Consider the following 20,639-nt stretch of genomic DNA (forward strand, 5'->3'; position numbering starts at 1 on the left):
GCGATGGAACTCTGGATTCTCTTCGGCGTCTTCTCGGTCCTGCTGTTGATCGGCGTGCCCGTCGCCTTCTGCCTCGGCCTCGCCTCATTCGCGACCGTCGCCTATATGGGGCTGCCGCCGGTCGTCGTCTTCCAGCAGATGAATTCCGGCATGAACGCCTTCGCCATGATGGCGATCCCGTTCTTCATCTATGCCGGCGACCTGATGATCCGCGGCGGCATCGCCGAGCGGCTGATCCAGATGGCGGCGAGCCTCGTCGGCCATCTGCGCGGCGGCCTCGGCCAGGTCAATGTCGTGACCTCGACGCTGTTCGGCGGCATCTCCGGCTCGGCGGTCGCAGATGCCTCCGCCGTCGGCGGCCTGATGATCCCGCAGATGAAGAAGCGCGGCTACGATGCCGACTATGCCGTCAACGTCACGGCGAACGCGGCGATCATCGCCCTGATGATCCCGCCCTCCCACAACATGATCATCTATTCGCTGGCGGCCGGCGGCAACCTCTCCATCGCCGACCTGTTCACCGCGGGCATCGTGCCCGGGCTGATGCTGTGCCTGGCCCTGATGGTCGCGGCCTGGGCCGTCGCGGCGCGACGCGGCTATCCGCGCGAGGCCTTTCCGGGCTTCGCCGCGGTGGGCCGCCATGTCGTGCTGGCGCTGCCCGGCATCCTGCTGATCGCCATCATCTTCGGCGGCGTGCGCTCGGGCGTCTTCACGGCGACGGAATCCTCCTGCGTCGCGGTGGTCTACGCCCTGCTCGTCACCGTCTTCGTCTATCGCCAGCTCACCTGGACGGCCTTCGTCGAGGCGACCCTGGGCGCGGTGCGCACCACGGCGATGGTGCTGCTGGTGATCGGCACGGCCGGCGCCTTCGGCTGGCTGATGGCCTTTCTGCAGGTGCCGCAGGCGACGATCGCCGCGATGAAGGCGGTTTCCGACAATCCCATCGTCATCCTGCTGATGATCAACCTGATCCTGCTGGTGCTCGGCACCTTCATGGACATGGCGCCGATGATCATCATCTGCACGCCGATCTTCCTGCCGGTGGTCAAGGCCTTCGGCGTCGATCCCGTGCATTTCGGCGTGATCCTGATCCTCAACGCCGGCATCGGCCTCAACACCCCGCCGGTCGGCTCGGTGCAGTTCGTCGCCTGCGCCATCGGCCGCATCTCCATCGGCGAGTCCATGCGCACGATCTGGCCGTTCTACGGCGCCAGCGTCGCCGTGCTCCTGCTCGTCACCTATCTGCCCGGCCTGTCGCTCTGGCTGCCGCGCCTGTTCCACTGAAGGACCGATCATGACCATCGAGATTCGCCAGGTTTCGCATCCCGAAGCCGTCAGGGGCTTCGACACGGCGGAGCTCAGGCGCCACTTCCTGATCGAGACGCTGTTCGCTGCGGGCGAGGTCAGGCTGACCTATAGCCATCTCGACCGCGTCATCGTCGGCGGCGCCATGCCGGCGGACAAGCCCGTCACGCTGCCGACGCCGAAGGCGGTGGGTACCGACGCCTTCCTCAGGCGGCGCGAGCTCGGCATCGTCAATGTCGGCGGCCCCGGCAAGGTCTCGGTCGGCGGCCAGGATTACGCGCTCGCCAAGCGCGATGCGCTCTATATCGGCAAGGAAGCCGGGGCGGTTTCCTTCGCCAGCGATGCTGCGGGCAATCCGGCGAGGTTCTACCTGCTCTCGACCCCGGCCCATGCCGTGCATCCGACCAGGGTGATCCGCGAGGCCGACGCCAAGACGCTGGCGCTCGGCGAGCAGGCGACCGCCAACAAGCGCGTCATCCGGCAGTACATCATCCCCGGCGTTTGCGAGACCTGCCAGCTCGTGATGGGCGTGACCACGCTGGAGGAGGGCAGCACCTGGAACACCATGCCGGCGCATGTTCATGACCGGCGCTGCGAGATCTATCTCTATTTCGACGTCCCCGCCGACGCGCGCGTCTTCCACCTGATGGGCGAGCCGCACGAGACCCGCCATCTCGTCGTCGCCAATGAGCAGGCGATCCTGTCGCCCGGCTGGTCGATCCATTCCGGCGTCGGGACGAAGGCCTATTCCTTCATCTGGGGCATGGGCGGCGACAATGTCGACTATACCGACATGGACATGGTCGCGACCGGGGACCTGCGCTGATGGTCTCGCCCTTCGACCTGACCGGCCGCACGGCAATCGTCACCGGAGCCAATACCGGTCTCGGCCAGGCGATCGCGGTCGCGCTGGCCGAGGCGGGGGCCGGCATCGTCGCGGTCGGCCGTTCGAGCGCGGCGGAGACCAAGGCGCTGGTCGCGGCGGCCGGCCAGCCCTTCCATGAGATCACCGCCGATCTTGCCACGCTGGAGCCGGTCGCGCGGATCGTCGAGGAAGCCGAAGCGGTGGCGAGGGCCGACGGCTCGCGGCTCGACATCCTCGTCAACAATGCCGGGATCATCCGCCGTGCCGACGCGATCGACTTCACCGAGGCCGATTGGGACACGGTGATGGACGTGAACCTGAAATCGACCTTCTTCCTGACCCAAGCGGTAGCGAAACGCATGCTCGCCGACGGCAAGGGCGGCAAGGTGATCAACATCGCCTCGCTGCTTTCCTTCCAGGGCGGCATCCGCATCCCGTCCTATACGGCGTCGAAGAGCGGGCTTGCCGGGCTGACGCGGCTGCTGGCCTGCGAATGGGCCGGCAGGGGCATCAACGTCAATGCCATCGCGCCGGGCTATTTCGTGACGAACAACACCGAAGCCCTGCGCGCCGATCCCGAGCGCAACGCCGCGATCCTCGGGCGCATCCCGGCCGGGCATTGGGGGCAGCCGCGGGAGCTGGGCGGAGCAGCCGTCTTCCTCGCCTCGGATGCCGCCGCCTATATCCATGGCATCGTTCTGCCGGTCGACGGCGGCTGGCTCGCGCGCTGAGGGAGAATGACATGGACCGCAGGAACCAGCCCTTCGCCCATGACGCCGATCTCGTCTGGGAGCCCGCCGGCGAGGGCGTGACGCGCAAGATCCTGACCTATCGCGACGAGGTGATGATGGTGCGCGTGCGCTTCGAGACCGGTGCGATCGGCCCCGCGCATAGCCATCCCCATATCCAGTGCTCGCTGGTCGAGAGCGGGGTCTTCGACATCACCATCTCCGGGCGCACCGAGCGCCTCGTCGCCGGAGACAGCTTCACCGTGCCGCCGGATGCGATCCACGGCGCGGTCAATATCGAGGCCGGCGTCCTCGTCGATGTCTTCACGCCGATGCGCCGGGATTTCGTGACTTCTCCAAACGACCCTTGACGATCCAAGGGCGAAGCCGGAGCGCACGGATCACGTTCCGACGATCTGCGAGATCGCCGGTAACGCCGCGCTGACATTGCTCTGTTGCTGGCCGGCCCTGTCTGAGACTAGAGAGCCGTTGATATTTCGGGAAATCTCTGCAGAGAGAGGCGGATTTCCATGTTTCCGCCCATGCGGTACCGGCACGATGGCTCAGACGACCCCCGCCACTCTGGCGCTGAAGCAGCTCGGAATCCATTTCGAGCTTCATAGCTACAATTACGACCCCAATGCCGAGCGCGTCGGATTGCAGGCGGCTGAGGCGCTGGGCGAGCCGCCGCATCGCGTGCTCAAGACATTGATCGCGCAGGTGGACGGCAAGCCGGTCTGCATCGTGCTCGCCTCCGATCGCGAGGCCAGCATGAAGAAGGTCGCGGCGGCCTTCGGCGGAAAGGCTGCGGCAATGATGCCGGTGCCCGATGCAGAGCGTCTGACCGGCTACAAGGTCGGCGGGGTCAGCCCCTTCGGCCAGAAGCGCAGATTGCCGGTGATCGTGGACGAGCCGGCCGCTGCCGAGGCGCTGGTCTATGTCAATGGCGGCCAGCGCGGCCTGCAGATCGCGCTCGCGCCCGCCGATCTCCTGAGCGCGGCCAATGCCCGCAGCGCCGTCATCTCGGCCTGATGGCAGGCTCCCCGATCTTTCCCGACACGCCCCGATGGCTTAGTGCCGCGGGAGCATTCCTCCAAGGTTCCCTATTTCCATGATCCGCCTCGAGAATATCAGCAAGCAGAACGGAAAGCAGATCGTCTTCATCGAGGCCTCGGCCGGGCTTCTGAAGGGCGAGAAGGTCGGGCTCGTCGGACCGAACGGCGCCGGCAAGACCACCCTGTTCCGGATGATCACCGGCGAGGAAGCGCCCGACGAGGGCGTGGTCTCGACCGATCGCGGCATCACCATCGGCTATTTCAGCCAGGATGTCGGCGAGATGGCCGGGCGCAGCGCCGTCGCCGAGGTGATGGACGGGGCAGGCCCGGTCAGCACGGTCGCGGCCGAGCTCGCCGCGCTCGAAGCCGCCATGGTCGATCCGGACCGGGCCGACGAGATGGAGGAGATCATCTCCCGCTATGGCGAGGTGCAGGGCCGTTTCGAGGAGCTCGACGGCTATGCGCTCGACGGGCGCGCCCGCGAGGTGCTCGCGGGGTTGGGCTTCAGCGAGGAGATGATGGAGGGCGATGTCGGCGGGCTCTCCGGCGGCTGGAAGATGCGCGTCGCGCTCGCCCGCATCCTGCTGATGCGCCCCGATGCGATGCTGCTCGACGAACCGTCGAACCATCTCGACCTCGAAAGCCTGATCTGGCTGGAATCCTTCCTCAAGAACTATGACGGCGCCGTGCTGATGACCTCGCATGACCGCGCGTTCATGAACCGCATCGTCGGCAAGATCATCGAGATCGATGGCGGCGCGCTGACCAGCTATTCCGGCGATTACGAGTTCTACCAGCAGCAGCGGGCGCTGGCCGAGAAGCAGATGCAGGCGCAGTTCGAGCGCCAGCAGGCGATGCTCGCCAAGGAGATCGCCTTCATCGAGCGCTTCAAGGCGCGCGCCTCGCATGCCGCGCAGGTGCAGAGCCGGGTGAAGAAGCTCGACAAGATCGAGCGGGTCGAACCGCCGCGCCGGCGCCAGAGCGTCGCCTTCGAGTTCCAGCCGGCACCACGCTCCGGCGACGACGTCGTCAGCCTCAAGAATGTCGGCAAGGCCTATGGCAGCCGCAGCATCTATGACGGGCTGAACTTCCAGATCCAGCGCAAGGAGCGCTGGTGCGTGCTCGGCGTCAACGGCGCCGGCAAGTCGACGCTGCTGAAGCTCGTCACCGGCACGACCGAGCCCGATGCCGGCACGGTCAATATCGGCGCCAGCGTCAAGCTCGGCTATTTCGCCCAGCATGCCATGGAAGTACTCGACGGCGAGCGCACCGTGTTCGAGGCGCTGGAGGACCGCTTCCCGCAGGCCGGGCAGGGCTCGCTGCGCTCGCTCGCCGGCTGCTTCGGCTTCTCCGGCGACGATGTCGAGAAGCGCTGCCGCGTGCTATCCGGCGGCGAGAAGGCGCGGCTCGTCATGGCGATGATGCTCTACGATCCGCCGAATTTCCTGGTGCTGGACGAGCCGACCAACCATCTGGACATCGCCACCAAGGAGATGCTGATCACCGCGCTCTCGAACTACGAGGGCACGATGCTCTTCGTCAGCCACGACCGGCATTTCCTCGCCGCGTTGTCCAACCGCCTGCTGGAGCTGACGCCGGACGGCGTGCATGCCTATGGCGGCGGCTATACCGAGTATGTCGCTCGCACCGGGCAGGAAGCGCCGGGGTTGCGGAGCTAAATCTCCCCGTCATTCTCGGGCGAAGCGAAGCGCAGACCCGAGAATCTCAGGCGGGAAGAGGCGCCCTTCTCGGCACGAGATGCTCGGGTCAAGCCCGAGCATGACGCGCATTGTCCCTACCGCGCGAGCGCGAAGACCGACCAGCCGGTCGCTTCGGTCAGGCGCTCCAGCGCCAGCGTGCCGAGCAGGGAATTGCCGTTGGTATTGAGGCCGGGCGACCAGACCGCGATCGCGGCCTTGCCCGGCGCGATCGCCAGGATGCCGCCGCCGACGCCGGACTTGCCGGGCAGGCCGACCCGGAAGGCGAAATCGCCCGAGGCGTCGTAATGGCCGCAGGTCAGCATCAGCGCGTTGATGCGCCGCGCCCGTTGCCCTGAGACGACGCGCGGCCCGCCGGGCTCGTAGTAGCCGCCATGCATCAGGAAGCGCCCGGCCATGGCGAGCTGGCGGCAATTCATGGCGATGGCGCATTGGTGGAAATAGACGCCGAGCGTCAGCTCCGGCGGATGCGTGATGTTGCCGAAGGCCTTCATGTAATTGGCGAGCGCGATGTTGCGGAAGCCGGTCGCCTGCTCGGCCCGCGCCACCGCCTCGTCGATGATGATCGTGTCGTCATCGGCGAGGTAGCGCATGAAGCGCAGCAGCTCGCCGATGGCGACGCGCGGCTCGTGGCCGGCGAGGTTGATATCCGAGACGACCAGCGCGCCGGCATTGATGAAGGGGTTTCGCGGCACGCCCTGCTCGCGCTCGAGCTGGACGATCGAATTGAACGGCGTGCCCGAGGGCTCGCGCCCGACCCGGCGCCAGAGCGTATCGCCGACCTTGCCGAGCGCCTGCGTCAGCGCGAAGACCTTCGAGACGCTCTGGATCGAGAAGGGCTCCTCGCTGTCGCCGGCGGCATGGATTTCGCCATCGGCCGTCACGACGCAGAGCCCGAACTGGCGGGGATCGATGCGTGCGAGCGGCGGGATATAGGTCGCGACCTCGCCGCGCTCCTGCGCGCCGCGCATCTCGTCGGTGATGTCGCGGACCAGCCGCCCGATATCCGTCACGCTTCCCGCTCCGGCTGTTCCGTCCCGGCGCGACAGCCAAGCCCCAGCGCGCGCTCGCGGTCAAGCGCCGAGCGAAAACCGTTGCAACCGGCCTGAAACTGCGTTGACCTGAGGCTCCAAAGCCCGGAGGCCCTCAGAATGCGCCGCGCTGCCGTCGTTTCCGCCCTGCTGGTCGCCGCCCTGCCGGCCATGGCCCGCCCGCTCGAAAGCGAATTGCCACCGAAACGGGACGCCTGCTGGGAGCGCGCCTACGACGAGGCCCATCTCAAGGCGCATCCACAGCAGAAGGTCGCGAAGATCCGCCTCGTCCACAAGCCCGTCAACTGGCAGGCCGAGCCGCATGCGGCGCTCTATGTCGCCCTCTATTTCAACCTGCGCCAGCGCACGACCACGGGCCGCTTCGACTACCAGCTCGGCGGCTTCTGCAAGCCACAGGGCAACGCCCTGCGCTGCGTGCCGGAATGGGAGGCCGGCCACTGGCGGCTGGAGAGCGGACCGCAGGGCGCCCTCGATATCCGCAATGGCGGGATCATCGCCAATCCCAATCCCTATGACGCCGAGGAGATCGCCGACGGCGCGGTGAAGATTCCCGCCAAGCCCGATGACGGCGTCTGGCGTTTGCTGCCCGCGACGGATGCCTGCACGATCGAGTAGCGGCTATTGCAGTCGCAGCGAGCGCCCGCCTGAAGCGCGCGCGTCCAGGACCGAACGCTGCCCGGCGATGACGCAGAGCGACTTGCCGCGCGATTTCGCCTGGTAGAGCGCGGCGTCGGCCGCAGCCATCAGGCTGTTCATGTCGCGACCGTGCTCGGGCGCCAGCGCGATGCCGACGGAGGCGCCGATACTGAGCTGATGGCCGCTGTCGAGTTCGTAGGGCTCCGAAATCTCGCGCACGATGCGCTCGCCGAAGCGCTGGAGCTGGACCCGCTCGGTCTGCTCGGAAAGCACGACGAACTCGTCGCCGCCGATGCGGGCCGCGATGTCGGTGCTGCGCACGAGTCCGCGCAGGCGCTCGGCGACGAGCTGGAGCAGCGCGTCGCCGGCCATGTGCCCATGGTTGTCGTTCACGGCCTTGAAGCCGTCGAGATCGAGATAGACCAGCGCCAGGCCCCGCGGCGCGGTCTCGCTCTCGAAGCGCGTCGCGAAGGCCTTGGCCAGGCCGGTGCGGTTCGACAGGCCGGTCAGCATGTCGTGGCGGGCATGGAAGGCGTTCTCGCGCTCGGCCCGCATGGTCGAGATCAACATCGCATTGAGCTTGTAGGCGGCGACCGTCATGCTGAAGAGGTAGAACGGGATCTGCATGAAGGTGATCAGCATGATCGGCTCGGACAGGACGGGCGCGGCGAGCACGCAAGGCCCGAGCGTCAAACCGATCATCACGCCCGCCATGCGCGGCGCCGCGAAGTTGCGGAAGCAGATGCCGCCGACCATCGCGGCGGCCGAGAGGCAGGCCAGGGTCGCCGCGACCCAGTCCCCGCTCATCAGGCTGAGGAAGGTGCCGGCGCCGATGCCGGCTGCCCAGGCGATGCCGAGCAGCAGATAGAGATCGGTCGGGGTGGAAGCGCCGCGCAGGGCCCGGCGGCGGGCATGGACCAGCACGGCGAGGCGGATGCTGCAGCAGACCAGCTCGAAGGCGCACCACAGCATGAAGGGCAGGGTCGGGATGCGCCAGGCGATCAGGAAGGAGACCGCAAGCGAATTGATGACGCCGCCGGCGAAGATCGGCAGCGTGCCGTAGAGGCTGGCGATCAGCGCGACCCGGATTTCGGGCGGAACATCCGGTCCGGCATCCGCGAGCCAGCGCGTCAGGCGCCAACGCGGCAGGCTGTAGCGGAGGACTGCGCCACTCATCGGCTGTTAGGCTCCTCATGCGCGAGCAGGCCGACAGGCACCTGATCGCGACCGCTGCCTAACGGCGAGGTCTTACGATTTCGTATGGAAACGGCCGGAATACGCGATGAAGCGCGCTGACGCAGCGTCAGAATATCGGAAAATCATCGAATCTGGCGATAAACCCAGACGCGTGCCGGCGGGATGTTGCGCAATACCCAGTCCGATACGAAGGCCTTGAGCCCCGAGCCTTTGCGCGGAATCGGCGAGATCACCGAATAGGTGAACTGGATGAAGGGTGCGCCCTCCACGAGCAGCGGAAACGCCTCGCGCGCGAGCGCCGAACGGGTCGCCGGCGGCCGGTTGAACAGCGGCAGGCTGGAAACCAGCGCGATCGCCTTCTCCTGGAGATGGCCGGCGAGCGTCGTCGACAACGCATAGGCGTCGCCCTGCACGATCGTCGCCCGCGGAAAACGCTTGCTCAGCAACGCGCAGAATTCTGGGCTGTACTCGACGAGGACCAGGCGGCCTTCGTCGATGCCACGCTCGATCAGCGCCTCGGTGACCGGGCCGGTGCCGGGGCCGATCTCGATGACCGGGCCGGGCTGCGCAGGGTCGACGAAGGAGGCCATGCGCCGGGCCAGCGCCGGGCTCGACGGCGTGACCGAGCCGGTCCGGCGCGGGTCGTCGATCCAGGACTTGATGAAGCGTGCCTCGTCGCCCAGCTTCGTCTTGGCTTCGGTCACGCGGCTCTTGAGCTTCTCGGCCTTGCTGCGGACTTCGCCTTCGACCTTGTAGCGGACGGCGGCCACCTTGAGCTTCGCCTCGGCCACGCGATCGACGAGATCGGCTGCCGTGACGCGCATCTCGCCTTCGAGCCGCGTCGCGACGCGGGACTGCCCGAGGCGAACCGCCAGCGATGCGGCACGTGGCGGGCGATGGCGGATCGTCGAAGACATGACACCCCTTGAGCGCCGCAGAGACGCGTCTGACGCAAATCACGTTACCTGCGCGGCATATGGGGTCAAGAGCGGGCTGTCGCCAAGCTTTTAATCCGCATCGGCCGCAATCGAACCCGTCAGATCAGCGGCCGCGGCGCCGTGATCCGTTCATAGACTTCGGCCATCCGCGCGGTCAGATGCGGGTTGAGCAAGGTGAGCCTGCCCCCGGCCAGCGCGAACAGCCCCTCCCGGCGCAGGCGCGACCAAGTCTTGCTGGTATGAACGAGCGAGAGCCCGAGTGCATCGGCGATCTGCTGCTGCGATAGTGGAAAGTCGAAGCTGTCATTGCTGACGAGCCCTAGCGCATCGGCCCGGTGATAGAGCGAGATGACCAAGGCCGCGAGGCGCTCGGCCGCGTTGCGCTGCCCGACCGAGGTGAGATTGTCGTCGACCATGCACTCCTCGCGCGAGCCGAGCCAGGCCACGTCATAGGCCAGCGCCGGCATCCGCTCGAACAGATCCCACAGGCGCTTGCGCGGGAAGACGCAAAGCTCGACATCCGTCAGCGCCTCGATGCCATGTTCGGCGGCCGCAAGCACCGAGGCCTGCAACCCCACGAGATCGCCCGGCAACAGGAAATTCAGGATCTGGCGACGCCCGTCCGGGAGGGATTTGTAGCGGAAAGCCCAACCCGAAAAGAGCGTATAGAGCTCCGCATCCTCCTGACCGGGATGGATGATGTCGCATCCGGCGCGCACGGTCCGGTGATCGATCTTCATCGTCTGGATGAAGCGGATTTCGTCATCGGTCTTGTCCTTGAAGGCCGGCTTGAGCCGCAAGGGACAAGCGAGGCATGGCGTGCCGAGGCGCCCCGGCCGGCTGGCGATGTTCATGGTCGAATGCGATCCCCCGATCGCCGGCACGGAGCCGGCTTTCGGACAACGCGGCAAGGCTGCTTCGCGTTCCGCAGGGAGAGGGACGGGCCGAGCCCTCAGGGGCGCAGGGAACCGAAATGTCTTGTCCGGCGTTTCCCTGCCGAGAACCGGTCGATCGGCCGGACAGCCCTGGAGACATAGATGCAGAAGTCCAGCCTCGCGCCGGCCATGCGCGCCGTCGTCTTCTTCGGCCTCATGGGCGCGGCCGTGACCGGCCTGACCCTGGGAGCCGGGCTCCAAACGCCTGACGACCAGAGCTCGACCACTGTGGCGCTTGCCAAGGGTGCGAGCGAGCGCGGCTATGCCGACAACCTGCAACTCGCCGCCGTGGATCACGCCGACCGCTCGCGCAGCGCCGCGAAGCGGGCGATCGCGTCGCCTTCGCAACAGGCCATGGCCGGCGGTCCGGTCACCCATATCGTACGCTGACCAGCCAACCATTTTTCTTGCCCACGCGCTGCCGCTCCTCATCGGATCGGTGGCGCGTTTCCGTTCGGGCGGATGGTCTCAGGAACCGTGGCCGATGCGCCAGCGTCCCAGGCTGCGGCCTTGAGGCTCCTGCGTCTGCACTGCCTCGATCTGGGTGAGGAGGCCGGCGAAGAGGCGCGGCGGCGCGCTGTGCTCGATATCGCGGTCGACGGTCAGCCCCACCTCGATCGCCGACGCATCGACATCCAGCACCTCGACGACGATCCGCACGCCGGGCGTGCCCCGCAGCGCGCGCGAGGCGACATCCGCGACGAGAAAGCCGAGCGGGATGATGCGGTCCACCGAGAGCGTCGCCGCTGTCTCGATCCGACTCGTCACCCATTGGTCGCGGCTGCGGATCAGGTTCGAGATCATCGTCACGACATCGTCCAGGAAGAGATCGACGCGGACCGGCTGCATCTCGCCATCGGCAAGGGTGAAGCGATAGGCGGCCGAGAGGACATGCACGCGACATTCCGCATCGGCCAATGCCAGCCGCGCCTCGTCGCGATGGTCGCGCTTGCTCAGCCCGATATAGCTCTGCACGACCTGCAGGCTGTTCTTGACCCGATGGTGCAGCTCGCGCACGAGGAAACGGTTGTCGTCGAGCGCGGTCTGGAGACGGCGCTGGCGCACCTCCTGCTCCTCGACCATGCCGTTGAAGGCTTCGGCGACGCTGCGGATGTCGCTGGGCATGCCCTCCGCCACCGTTGCGCGCACGCGGTTGTTGGCCGTCCTCGACCGGGCGGCGACCTCGATGCCGCGCAGCCAGCGCAGGCAATGCTTCTCGATGGCGCGCATGCAGACGAGACAGAGCAGGCCGAGCGTCAGCAGCGGGGCGAGCAGCAGCACGATGAACTGCAGCCGCGCCGCCTCGGCCGGACGATCGTCGAAACTCGCAACGATGTAGAAATCGGGGTCGGCCACCATGCGGGCGGCGAAGACGCTATCCTTGTCAGCGCGGCTCGGGGCCTCCCAGCGCGCATGCTTTTCCGGGATGAGGTCCGTGCGCGGGAGCCAGGAAAGATCGCGGTCGTCGCCCCGGCTGGCGACGACGCCGGCTTCACGCCCGACAAGAGCGATATGCAGGACCTGACGGTCCTCGCCCAGGTCGAAGACGTTCTCGAGAAGCGTCGGATCGGACAGCAGAAGCCCTTGCTGCAGCAACCCCTCTCCGGGGAGGTCCGATGCGAGCACGGCGAGATAGCGCCGCCCGCCCGCCGTCACCTGATCGTAGCGCATCCTGCCGAGATCGGCGCCATTCCACATCCCGACCGGAGCCCGGCCGGCAAGCTGCCGGGCGACCTGATCGAGCAGTTCGGCCGTGAGTCCGGGATCGAGCGCCCCGGTGCAGAGCTGTCCATCCCGATTGCGCAGGAGGAATCCGCGCACACCGCCGGATCCCTTCAACGCCTTGATGCCGGCATCGGCGCAGCCGGCAGCACCGAGGCGGGCCTCGCTTGCCACCGTACCCAAGGCGAGCAGGACGCGCGACATGCCGCGATACCAGACGCGGGTGCGCACCGCGAAATCATCGACGGCGCGCGACTGCACCGCCTCGATCGCGACGATCGCGGCCCGGTAGGTCGCATAGGCCGCGAAAGCGGAGGCACAGGCGATCGGAATGGCGATCGCGACCAGCAAAGCCAGCAGGCGTGTCCTGACAGTGCTGAAACGCCGCAAACGCATCAGGACCCGACGGGTTCGGAACCAACTCTCTGCATCGCAGCCGCGCTGGTGCGGCCCGGACCGAGATCGTCGACGCTGCCGATCGACAGCAGCTCGGCGAGTTTCGTGCGGGCGCGATTGACGCGGCTCTTGATCGTGCCGATCGCCACCCCGCAGATCTCCGCCGCTTCCTCATAGGACAGGCCGGTGGCACCGACCATGATCAGCACCTCGCGCTGCTCCTCGGGGAGCTTCGCCAGGGCCTTGCGGAAATCGGCGAGATCGAGATGGCTTTCCTGGTTGCCATGGGTCGCCATGCGCTCGGCATAGGTGCCCTCGCTGTCCTGCACCTCGCGGCCGCGCTTGCGGTAGAGCGAGTAATAGGTGTTGCGCAGGATGGTGAAGAGCCAGGCGCGCAGGCTGGTGCCGGGTTCGAACTTGTCGGAATTGCCCCAGGCCTTCAGCAGCGTGTCCTGCACGAGGTCGTCAGCCAGCTGCATGGATCCCGAGAGGGACGCGGCGAAGGCGCGCAGATTGGGAATCTCGCGGATCAGCCCGTCCTTGAAGTCCTCGGTCCTGCGCTCCAGAGCCAAGGTCTCGGCCGGCGCGGCCGTCACCGTCTCACTGGGACTCATCGTGCGACGCTCCGGCTGCACGCTGCTCGGTCGCCTCAAGCTGCGCGAGCAGCACGAGAAACTTGTCGGGCACGGGTGCGTTCACGATGTCGTCGTAATGGGCCTTGAGGGAGCGGCCGATGGATTCCTGCACCCTGGGATCCAGAACCAGACCGAACCCATCCTCGGGATCGTCAGGTTCCGTCATCGCTGCATCCAACCTGCTCATGTCAGCCCTCGCACCACCACCATCGGGCCGGCTTTTCCAGCCGGTCCCGCATCTCCAATTCCTGCCATCTCCGGTCTTGCCGTTCCTGCCGGCGATGCCGGAGCCAGGTCGCGATGGCGACACCAATACGCCTTAATAACAGGCATTCTTCGACAAGGTTCCACGGTTCCGCAAAAATAAATTTCTTGTTTCCGACGCATCCTAAGCCATTATTCCCGCACGCTAAAAGGGACGCGTTCATGTCGATTGCAAAAGAAATTGCGCCTCATCTTCCTTACCTGCGCCGCTTCGCGCGCGCGCTGTGCGGCAGCCAGCCGAGCGGCGACGCCTATGTCGTCGCGATGCTCGAAGCCCTCGTGGCAGATCCCTCCGGCTTCCCGCGCGATCTCGATCCGCGCATTGGCCTGTACAGGACCTTCCTGAAGCTGTGGTCCTCGGCCAGCGTCGACGCCACGGCGCCGATCGTCGAGCTGGCGCGCGCTCCGGCCGAGCGCAATCTCGAAGCGCTGACGCCGCGACCGCGTCAGGCCTTCCTGCTGCGGACGGTGGAAGGCTTCCCGATCGACGACGTCGCCAAGGTGATGGACGTCTCCGCTGCGGAAGCGGCCGCGCTGGTCCAGGCGGCCGGGCAGGAGATCGCCGAACAGGTCGCGACCGAGGTCCTGATCATCGAGGACGAGCCGATCATCGCGCTCGACATCGAGACGATGGTCGAGGAGCTCGGCCACAGCGTCACCGGCGTCGCCCGCACGCAGCGCGAGGCGATCGCGCTCGTCGCCAAGAAGCGGCCCGGCCTCGTGCTCGCCGATATCCAGCTCGCCGACGGCAGCTCGGGCCTGGACGCCGTCAACGAGATCCTGACCTCGATCGACGTGCCGGTGATCTTCATCACCGCCTATCCGGAGCGGCTGCTCACCGGCGACCGGCCCGAACCGGCCTTCCTGATCACCAAGCCGTTCCAGCCCGAGGCCGTGAAGGCCGCGATCAGCCAGGCGCTGTTCTTCGACCGCCGCGCCGGCCGCAAGGCCGCCTGACGCTTCGACGCCGCTCGGCGACGATCGAGGCCCGCGGCGCGATCCGCGGGCCTTTTTTCTTGCCGCTCGGAACCCGAGCGGAAATGATGCGTTTCGCGTGAAATGACGGTTTCGTTTGCAGTTGGGGAGGGCGTGGACTATGGCGACGACCTGTTTCTCGGCCGTGATCGCGGCGCTATCGATCGGGACCGCGCTTTTCTCGGGATACATACAGCCGGGAGCCCCCAGCGCGGAACTTCTCTCCCTCGCCCTTGCCGGCCTGACCGGCCTGGCGATCGCCAGCGCCTCGGCCCTCGACAGCTAGGCAAGGCCAGGCTCGGAGCCACGGCCGCCATCGCCGCCATCGGCCTCTGCATCATGTCCTCTGCGAGCAAGGCCACCCCTGCCGCGGCGCCGGTTTCCGAGCAGTCCTCCGCCACGACCACCTGAGCTGCGCCCAGCCATGCCTGACGAGGCTGGAAAGGCCGGCGCCGGCGGAGCGGAGCCTGCCTCCACGAGAGCCGGAGACGCACCGGCACCGGCCGGGTCAAGCCCATGCCTGTCGGCTCTGGCCGCCATCCCCGGCAATCGTGTCGCCCCGGCGACCCCTACCCCCCAACATGGCGACGCAGCCTGCCGGGTCATCGATCCCGTGCGTGTCGAGGCTCTCGCCATCCGGGGCGTGGGCGGCGGGGCGACCGTGTCGTTCGAACCGCCACCGCTGCTGAGCTGCGCCATGGCCCGGACGCTGGCGGACTGGCTCGACCGCAGCGTGCAGCCGCTGGCGCGTGGCTATTTCGAGCGCGATCTCACGGCTTTGCGCGTCGGCGGCGGGCATGAATGCCGGCGGCGCAACCGGGCCACCGCCGGGCCGGTCAGCGAGCACGCGACCGGTCAGGCGCTCGATATCTTCGCCTTCAGGCTGGGGAATGGCGGGACCGCGTCACAGGTTGTGGTCGAGACGCCGAGCGGCCTGGTGCAGAACCGCTTTCTCGATGCTGTCCGGCAATCGGCCTGCGGCGCCTTCATGACCACGCTGGGGCCGGGCTCCGACGCGGCCCATGCCAATCACCTGCATGTCGATATCCAGGAACGGCGCTCGCGCGCGTCGCGCTTCTGCCAGTGATCGCCTTCAGTGGGAGCTCTCGACCCGGCCGAAACGCAGCAGGAAACCCTGCTCGTCCCCCGTGGCGGCGATATCCCCGACAAGCCGGGGACCGCTGCGCCGCGCGGCCATGACCGCCAGTGCGCCCTGCTGGTCGAGGCCGGTCGCAACGAGATCTTCGAGCTCCCAGAAAGGCGGCAGCGCCATCACGAGATCGGGATCGATTATTGTTGGGGTTTCCCCAAGACGACGACTCACGGACATCGACATTCCCATGCCAAGATGAAACGCCAACGCGACAAACCTCTCCCGGTTCCCTAATCCGGAACTGTGGGTTTCTTGGGGCGTTCGTCCCGCAGTTCACCAGGAGCATTCGCGATGAACCGAGGGCAATTCCGATCCTGTCTAACCGCCCTTGCCCTCGCCGGCCTCATCGGAATGCATGAGCCTGCTTCCGCGCAGTCGGCAGGTCCGCCGACAGGGCGCCTGTCCTGCACCGTCGGCAGCAATTTCAACGCGATCGCCAAGGCGCAACGTCCGACCGAATGCCGCTTCAGGCCGCGCCGCGGACCGGTGCAGCATTATACCGGCATCGTCCGCAGCTTCAGCCTCGGTCTCGGCCCCGTCCGGACCGCGACCATGGTCTGGCGCGTCTATGGGCCCTATGCGCGTGCGCCGTTGGGCGCGTTGAGCGGGCCCTACAAGAGTGGCAACGCGGCCGCGCCATCCACGCCGAGCAATGCCCTGTCGGGCGGCAGGGACAATGAGGCGACCTTGCTGCCGCTCCCGCTCCAGGGCAATCGCGGCCTTAACATCGCTATCGGCGTCACGGCGCTGGAACTGACGCTCGTCCCACCGGGGCGGCGGCGCTGACGCGCCGCCGAAGGGTCGAATTACCTTTTGCTAACCTTGACCGGTCAAAATCGACTCAAATCCAAAGCTTTCCGCCATGCTGGGGCGCCAGAGCAGGAACATCGCCAATCCTGTGACGTTGGGGTCAGGTAACAGGATTGCAGTGAGTGAGAGAGCCGGTCGATGGCTGATATCCGCGTACTCATCGTCGAGGACGACCCGTTCATCGCGATGGACATCGAGACCGCCGTGGCCGAGCAGCTCGGCGACGGGGTCGAACTGATCGTCGTCGAATCCGTGGCCGAGGCGCGGCGGATGACGGGCAGGCAACTCGCCTGCGCCCTGCTCGACATCGATGTCGTCGGCGGCAAGACCTTCGACGTCGCGAGCGCGCTTCAGGAAATCGGAACACCCTTTGCCTTCGTCTCGGGATCGGCGCCCCACGAGGTGCCGCCGAGCCTGCGCGACGTGCGCTTCCTGCGCAAGCCGTTCTCGACGCGCGAGGTCGCAGCCTTCGTCAAAAGCGCCGTGGGCGGATCGGCCCTGGAGGCGGCACAAGCCTGAAAGCGCGGCTTCAAGCCTGGCCCGGGAGCGCCTCGTGCTTCGGAAAGACGATCGTGACCCGCGTGCCCGGGCGGTCGATCTGCGCCGGATGAACCGGCTCCGACGTCATCACGGCCCGCATGCTGCGCAGCAGGCTCGCGATCACGGTCTGGCCGAGCCCCTTGCTCCCCGCCTCGGCGGGCATGCCGACACCGTCATCCTCGATCGATAGCGCCAAGGCCGGTTCGCCCTCGTATGCGATCGGCAGGAAGCGGACGACGATCCTTCCGGCCATGCCGTCGGGAAAGGCATGCTTGATCGCGTTGGTCACCAGCTCGTTGACGATGACGACGAAGGAGACGGCATCGCGACCAAGCAGGCGGATCGCATCCATTTCGAGCTCGATCCGGAGCGGACGGCCCTCGGCCGTCTTGCCGATCTCGGCGAGCAGATCCTCCATATAGGGCCGGGCATCGATCTCGTCGGTCTCGATATCGAGACGCAGGCGCCGCTGCCCTGCTGCGATCGCCTGGATGCGCGACTGGGCTTGCGCCAACGCAGCCTTGACCGCCGGCTCGCGCGTCTGGCGGCTCTGCACGTTGAGCAGCGCCGAGACCATGGCGAGGTTGTTGCCGACCCGGTGGTTCACATCGCGCAGCAACGCCTCGATGCGCAGGCGCTCGCTTTCGAGCTGGCGGGTGCGCTCGCCCACGATCTGCTCGAGTTCGGCATTGCTGATCGCGAGCGCATGGCTCAGGCGCTGGCGCCTGCGCAATTGCTGCCAGGCGGCGAAGGCCAGGCCTGCCAGCGCGACGACGATGCCGGTGCTGCCCCAGAGGCGGCGGCGCTCCTCGCGACTGTAGAGCGACCTCAGGCGGATATTCTCGCTCTGCTGGACCAATTGGACCGTGTCGCGCAGCCGGTCCATCGCGGCGATGCCGCTCTCGCTGCGGACCAGCGCCAGCGCCTCGCCGCGCCGGCCGGCCCGCTCCAGCGAAATCGTCCGGTCCAGCTCGGCGAACTTGATCGCCATATCCGCACGCAGCGCCGCGACCCGCTCCTTCTGGACCGGATCGGAATCGACCAACGCCGCCAGGATGTCGAGCTCGGGACCGGCCGCGGCCCGTCCCTCGGTGAAGGGATCGAGGTAATCGATCCTGCCGGTGAGCAGGAAGCCGCGCTGCCCGGTCTCGGCGTCGCGCATGCGGCCGAGAAAACGCTCGGCCCGTTCGCGGATCTCGATCGCGTGGGACACGCTGTCCGCCGTCTGCCGTGCCTGCCAGTTGATCAAGGCGGCGAGCAGGATCGCGAGCGCGACCACGCCGATCGCGATGATCGTGGTCGTCGCCGAGCGAAGGCGCGCGCCGAAGACCGGGAAAACCGGCATCGGAAAGCGGGTGCGAGGCCTCACCTGTGCAGACATGCAAGTCTTGTTAGGGGATGCATGGCGACATCCCTATGTAAAAAGACATGCCTCGTCCATGCTGCCGATCGGCACGGGATCAGGCTTCCGCATCGTCATCCGAGCCGCCGGCGACGATCTGGCGACCCAGAATCGCGCCCAGCACGACGATGCCGCCGGCAGCCGCCATGCGCCAGCTCAGGCGCGAGCCGATGAGCTTCGCGGCCAGCGGCGCGGCCGCGAGCGCCGCCGTCGCGGCCGGGCGCGGCGGCCGACGGCGGTTCTTGACGATGGCAGCGATCCCGAGCGCGATCAGAGACGCCAAGAAAAGGCCGCCGGCGATCCACAGGCTGGCGGCGACGGCGCCATAGCGCAGCACCAGCACGGTATGCAGCGCATTCAGGGCGTAGCCGCCGGCGCAGAGCATCAGCAGCGCGGCAAGGCCGAACAGGCCGTAGACGGTGACATTGCGCCTTACCACTCCGGAAACTTCCGCGGTGATGAAGGATCCGATCCCCCCGAGCATGGTCAGCGCGCCGACAGGAAGCCGACGAAGAGGCCGACGGCCGCCGCGATGCCGAGCGCACGCAGCGGCCGCTCGCGGATCTCGTCCTCGATCAGCTGCTGCAGCTCGGTCGCCTGCTCCTTGGCGACATCGACCATCCTGTCGGTGTCGACGCCGACGGCGCGCAGGCGCTCACTGACGGTCGCGGCGATATCCTCGGCGCTGCGGGTCAGGGTGTCTTCCAGAGCGCTCGCCTGGCGCCTGGCGCGGGCGCCGGCCTGGCGCGCCTCCGTCGCGACATCCTCGGCACCGGCCTCGACCTCGGCCTTCGCACGTTTGGCGGCAGCGGCGGCCTGACGTTTCGCGGATGTCGTGGTGGCCATGGCGGTGTGATCCTGTCGCTGATGAAGGTCAGATGGTGGCGAGGAGACGCGGTCGCCGCAAGGCCCTCCGCCTTGTTTCGGCAAACGCATGAGCGTTGCTTCGGTTCCGGAAGCGGCCGTCAGGCGGCCTTCGCCTCCACGGCTTCCTCGGCCTCGGCCTTCGCCTTCTCGCGCCGATAGCGCGCGAATTCCTCTTGCGCGACCATGGCGACGATGACGATCGGCGTCGACAGCACCGCGCCGACCGGCCCCCAGAGCCAGAGCCAGAAGACGAAGGCGGTGAAGACGAGGAAGGGCGAGATCGTCAGGCGGTTGCCGACGAAGATCGGCGTGACCGCATTCCCCTCGATCAGGTGCAGGACGTAATAGGCCGTCGCCGGCCAGAAGGCCGCGACGATCGAGGGGGCATCGAGCAGGGCGCCCGCCAGCAGCAGGACTGCCACGATGATCGGGCCGATGAAGGCGAGATAGTTGAGCAGGAAGGCGAGCGCGCCCCAGAACACCGGAAAGGGCAGGCCGGCGAGCGATGCAATCGCCGTGGTCAGCACGCCCATGCCGAAATTGATGGTGGTCACCAGCGCGAAATAGCGGGCCACCCGGGCCTCGATCTCCTCGAAGAAGGAGCCGGCCGAGCGGCGCTCGCTCCGGCCGAGGCAGAGCCGGAGAATCCGCGCCTTGAGATGGCGACGCGTCGCCAGCCAGAAATAGATCGTCGCGACGAAGATCAGCATGCCGCCTGCCGCCGCGGAAGAGGTCAGGGCGATGTCGAAGAGCGGGTTGCCCTGGGAGACGCTGAGCTCCGCGCCCTTGCCGGTGAGCGAACCGATGCCGCGCTTGAACTCGTCCATGAAGGCGAAGACGCCGGCAAGCTTGCTCCTGAGCGCCGCCATCATCGCCGGGGCCTGGTCGCTCCAGCCGGCGACCGGCACCGCGAGAATGGCGATCGCGCCGAAGAGCAGGCCGATGAAGAGCAGCACGACCAGGGCCGCGGCCGCGTGCTGCGGCACGCGGCGACTCGCCAGCATATCGACGAGCGGGCCGAGAACCAGGCCAAAGATCACCCCCGCCACGATCGGCATGGCGATGACCTTGGTCAGCGCCAGCGAGGCCATGGCCAGAATGACGAAGATGCCGACGATGGCATAGCGGACGATGAGGTCATGCTCGGAGGGCGTGACCTCGGCGTTGTCCTCCGCCGGTTCCGGTTCCGCCATGTAGCGCGGAAACGGCCGCCAGGCCGATGAGCTGAGCATGTCTTCGATCCCAACGCGCAACCCGCGCCCCCCTGGCGCGTCGGAAGGATCAACGCCGGGAGGATCGGCCGGGTTCCAGCTACCTCATGGCCCCGATGCGACCACCACAGCCCTCATCCTGAGGAGCCGCATCGGCGGCGTCTCGAAGGATGTTCCCGGAGGCTCCAGTGATAACTGGAACATCCTTCGAGACGCGAGCCTTTGGCTCGCTCCT

General features: G+C 67.2%; 24 protein-coding genes. 12 read left to right on the top strand and 12 right to left on the bottom strand.

From position 1 onward, the window contains the following. The first annotated feature begins 3 nt into the window (after positions 1-3). From OCUBac02_RS00415 to OCUBac02_RS00440, 6 genes are all read left to right on the top strand, one after another. Positions 4-1,284 (top strand): TRAP transporter large permease, encoded by a 1,281-nt coding sequence (locus OCUBac02_RS00415; protein ID WP_047575073.1) that lies wholly within the window; start codon positions 4-6, stop codon positions 1,282-1,284. A 10-nt stretch (positions 1,285-1,294) separates the two neighbouring features. After that, a complete protein-coding gene (kduI, locus tag OCUBac02_RS00420; RefSeq protein ID WP_173043032.1) occupies positions 1,295-2,131 on the top strand; it encodes a 5-dehydro-4-deoxy-D-glucuronate isomerase in 837 nt (278 codons plus the stop codon). Continuing rightward, complete coding sequence (gene kduD / locus OCUBac02_RS00425) at positions 2,131-2,901, top strand: 2-dehydro-3-deoxy-D-gluconate 5-dehydrogenase KduD (RefSeq protein ID WP_173043033.1); 771 nt, start codon at positions 2,131-2,133, stop codon at positions 2,899-2,901. The genes kduI and kduD overlap by 1 nt, the downstream gene beginning before the upstream one ends. An 11-nt stretch (positions 2,902-2,912) precedes the next feature. Next, a complete protein-coding gene (locus OCUBac02_RS00430) occupies positions 2,913-3,269 on the top strand; it encodes a cupin domain-containing protein (RefSeq protein ID WP_173043034.1) in 357 nt (118 codons plus the stop codon). Between the two features lie 187 nt (positions 3,270-3,456). Further along, complete coding sequence (gene ybaK / locus OCUBac02_RS00435; protein WP_173043035.1) at positions 3,457-3,930, top strand: Cys-tRNA(Pro) deacylase; 474 nt, start codon at positions 3,457-3,459, stop codon at positions 3,928-3,930. Between the two features lie 79 nt (positions 3,931-4,009). After that, positions 4,010-5,632 (top strand): ABC-F family ATP-binding cassette domain-containing protein, encoded by a 1,623-nt coding sequence (locus OCUBac02_RS00440; protein WP_173043036.1) that lies wholly within the window; start codon positions 4,010-4,012, stop codon positions 5,630-5,632. Between the two features lie 116 nt (positions 5,633-5,748). Here the strand turns inward: OCUBac02_RS00440 and OCUBac02_RS00445 are convergent, their stop codons facing one another. After that, on the bottom strand, positions 5,749-6,684 hold the full coding sequence (locus OCUBac02_RS00445) for a glutaminase (protein WP_173043037.1): 936 nt from the start codon (positions 6,682-6,684) through the stop codon (positions 5,749-5,751). Positions 6,685-6,822: 138 nt separating this feature from the next. Here OCUBac02_RS00445 and OCUBac02_RS00450 point away from each other — a divergent pair, with 138 nt between their 5' ends. After that, positions 6,823-7,338 carry a hypothetical protein gene (locus OCUBac02_RS00450; protein ID WP_173043038.1) on the top strand — a complete coding sequence of 172 codons (516 nt, stop codon included), beginning with the start codon at positions 6,823-6,825 and terminating at the stop codon, positions 7,336-7,338. 3 nt (positions 7,339-7,341) lie between these two features. Here the strand turns inward: OCUBac02_RS00450 and OCUBac02_RS27435 are convergent, their stop codons facing one another. From OCUBac02_RS27435 to OCUBac02_RS00465, 3 genes are all read right to left on the bottom strand, one after another. Next, on the bottom strand, positions 7,342-8,535 hold the full coding sequence (locus OCUBac02_RS27435; RefSeq protein WP_173043039.1) for a GGDEF domain-containing protein: 1,194 nt from the start codon (positions 8,533-8,535) through the stop codon (positions 7,342-7,344). A 143-nt stretch (positions 8,536-8,678) separates the two neighbouring features. After that, positions 8,679-9,473, bottom strand: a complete 795-nt coding sequence (locus OCUBac02_RS00460) for a class I SAM-dependent methyltransferase (protein WP_348521639.1) — start codon at positions 9,471-9,473, stop codon at positions 8,679-8,681. A 119-nt stretch (positions 9,474-9,592) separates the two neighbouring features. Beyond that, positions 9,593-10,348, bottom strand: coding sequence for a Crp/Fnr family transcriptional regulator (locus OCUBac02_RS00465; RefSeq protein ID WP_173043040.1), 756 nt, complete (start codon positions 10,346-10,348; stop codon positions 9,593-9,595). Positions 10,349-10,531: 183 nt separating this feature from the next. Here OCUBac02_RS00465 and OCUBac02_RS00470 point away from each other — a divergent pair, with 183 nt between their 5' ends. Next, on the top strand, positions 10,532-10,819 hold the full coding sequence (locus tag OCUBac02_RS00470; protein WP_047581205.1) for a hypothetical protein: 288 nt from the start codon (positions 10,532-10,534) through the stop codon (positions 10,817-10,819). Positions 10,820-10,897: 78 nt separating this feature from the next. On the opposite strand, the gene OCUBac02_RS00475 is transcribed toward OCUBac02_RS00470, so the two are convergent. From OCUBac02_RS00475 to OCUBac02_RS00485, 3 genes are read right to left on the bottom strand one after another with little or no spacing between them, the layout of a single operon-like run. Then, positions 10,898-12,547, bottom strand: a complete 1,650-nt coding sequence (locus OCUBac02_RS00475) for a histidine kinase dimerization/phosphoacceptor domain -containing protein (protein WP_173043041.1) — start codon at positions 12,545-12,547, stop codon at positions 10,898-10,900. Continuing rightward, positions 12,547-13,161, bottom strand: a complete 615-nt coding sequence (locus OCUBac02_RS00480) for a sigma-70 family RNA polymerase sigma factor (protein WP_082009943.1) — start codon at positions 13,159-13,161, stop codon at positions 12,547-12,549. Before OCUBac02_RS00480 ends, OCUBac02_RS00475 begins: the two co-directional genes overlap by 1 nt. Continuing rightward, positions 13,148-13,348, bottom strand: coding sequence for a NepR family anti-sigma factor (locus OCUBac02_RS00485; protein WP_156134872.1), 201 nt, complete (start codon positions 13,346-13,348; stop codon positions 13,148-13,150). The genes OCUBac02_RS00480 and OCUBac02_RS00485 overlap by 14 nt, the downstream gene beginning before the upstream one ends. A 260-nt stretch (positions 13,349-13,608) precedes the next feature. On the opposite strand from OCUBac02_RS00485, the gene OCUBac02_RS00490 reads away from it, so the two are divergent. Both OCUBac02_RS00490 and OCUBac02_RS00495 read left to right on the top strand, forming a co-directional pair. Then, positions 13,609-14,403 carry a response regulator gene (locus OCUBac02_RS00490; protein WP_047581199.1) on the top strand — a complete coding sequence of 265 codons (795 nt, stop codon included), beginning with the start codon at positions 13,609-13,611 and terminating at the stop codon, positions 14,401-14,403. 442 nt (positions 14,404-14,845) lie between these two features. Further along, entirely contained in the window at positions 14,846-15,508 is a 663-nt protein-coding gene (locus OCUBac02_RS00495) for an extensin-like domain-containing protein (RefSeq protein ID WP_173043042.1), read from the top strand. A gap of 6 nt (positions 15,509-15,514) precedes the next feature. Here OCUBac02_RS00495 and OCUBac02_RS00500 read toward each other — a convergent pair whose 3' ends face one another. Continuing rightward, positions 15,515-15,694: a hypothetical protein gene (locus tag OCUBac02_RS00500; RefSeq protein ID WP_173043043.1), complete on the bottom strand. Its 180-nt coding sequence runs from the start codon at positions 15,692-15,694 to the stop codon at positions 15,515-15,517. A gap of 231 nt (positions 15,695-15,925) precedes the next feature. On the opposite strand from OCUBac02_RS00500, the gene OCUBac02_RS00505 reads away from it, so the two are divergent. Together OCUBac02_RS00505 and OCUBac02_RS00510 are read left to right on the top strand one after the other, a co-directional pair. After that, positions 15,926-16,360 carry a DUF992 domain-containing protein gene (locus tag OCUBac02_RS00505; protein ID WP_173043044.1) on the top strand — a complete coding sequence of 145 codons (435 nt, stop codon included), beginning with the start codon at positions 15,926-15,928 and terminating at the stop codon, positions 16,358-16,360. Positions 16,361-16,522: 162 nt separating this feature from the next. Continuing rightward, positions 16,523-16,903, top strand: coding sequence for a response regulator (locus OCUBac02_RS00510; RefSeq protein ID WP_173043045.1), 381 nt, complete (start codon positions 16,523-16,525; stop codon positions 16,901-16,903). Positions 16,904-16,913: 10 nt separating this feature from the next. Here the strand turns inward: OCUBac02_RS00510 and OCUBac02_RS00515 are convergent, their stop codons facing one another. The 4 genes from OCUBac02_RS00515 to OCUBac02_RS00530 all read right to left on the bottom strand — a co-directional run bounded on the left by OCUBac02_RS00515 (position 16,914) and on the right by OCUBac02_RS00530 (position 20,425). Beyond that, a complete protein-coding gene (locus tag OCUBac02_RS00515) occupies positions 16,914-18,305 on the bottom strand; it encodes a sensor histidine kinase (RefSeq protein ID WP_173043046.1) in 1,392 nt (463 codons plus the stop codon). 79 nt (positions 18,306-18,384) lie between these two features. Next, the gene (locus OCUBac02_RS00520; RefSeq protein WP_173043047.1) at positions 18,385-18,765 is read right to left on the bottom strand and encodes a hypothetical protein; all 381 of its coding nucleotides are present in this window, start codon (positions 18,763-18,765) and stop codon (positions 18,385-18,387) included. 47 nt (positions 18,766-18,812) lie between these two features. Further along, positions 18,813-19,172, bottom strand: a complete 360-nt coding sequence (locus OCUBac02_RS00525) for a DUF883 C-terminal domain-containing protein (protein ID WP_173043048.1) — start codon at positions 19,170-19,172, stop codon at positions 18,813-18,815. 119 nt (positions 19,173-19,291) lie between these two features. Beyond that, a complete protein-coding gene (locus tag OCUBac02_RS00530; protein WP_173043049.1) occupies positions 19,292-20,425 on the bottom strand; it encodes an AI-2E family transporter in 1,134 nt (377 codons plus the stop codon). Positions 20,426-20,639: the final 214 nt, after the last annotated feature.

The sequence above is a fragment of the Bosea sp. ANAM02 genome, assembly GCF_011764485.1.
In the GTDB taxonomy this organism is placed as follows: domain Bacteria; phylum Pseudomonadota; class Alphaproteobacteria; order Rhizobiales; family Beijerinckiaceae; genus Allobosea.